This is a genomic window from Pseudomonas schmalbachii, from assembly GCF_017589465.1.
Taxonomy (GTDB): Bacteria; Pseudomonadota; Gammaproteobacteria; order Pseudomonadales; family Pseudomonadaceae; genus Pseudomonas; species Pseudomonas schmalbachii.
On sequence record NZ_JAELYA010000019.1, the window covers coordinates 1 to 548 of the forward strand.

The window sequence follows — 548 nt, forward strand, 5'->3', positions numbered from 1 at the left end:
TGGACACGGTCACGGTGGTTCCCTGTCCCCACACGTCCATTCCGTAGTAGTAGTGGGTTCCTGGCAGGAACTCCTCCTTGGCGCAGTAGTACACGGCGGTGTCCTCGGCCCTCAGGGAGTTCATCTGCAGGTACAGGGTGTTCTTGCTGTTGTCCCGGGAGATGGTGAAGCGGCCCTTCACGTCGTCGGTGTAGTAGGCGGTGATGCCGCTCATGGTGATGGCGGACACCCACTCCAGTCCCTTGCCTGGGGCCTGGCGCACCCAGTTCATGGCGTAGCTGGAGAAGGTGAAGCCGCTGGCGGCGCAGGACAGCCTCAGGCTGCCGCCGGGCTGCACCAGGCCCCCTCCAGATTCCAGCAGCTGCACTTCGGCGTGGGTTCCGGTGGCGGCGGCGACCAGAAACAGGATTCTCCATGTCCAGTCCATGGTGGCGGATCCGAGCTCGGTACCAAGCTTAAGTTTAAACGCTAGCCAGCTTGGGTCTCCCTATAGTGAGTCGTATTAATTTCGATAAGCCAGTAAGCAGTGGGTTCTCTAGTTAGCCAGA

General features: G+C 60.4%; 1 protein-coding gene. It reads right to left on the reverse strand.

Annotated elements, in window-relative coordinates; genetic code table 11:
• The coding region (locus tag JFY56_RS24135; RefSeq protein WP_208316819.1) for an immunoglobulin heavy chain variable domain-containing protein at positions 1–427 on the reverse strand (427 nt) is incomplete at its 3' end.
• Between the last annotated feature and the right edge of the window lie 121 nt (positions 428–548).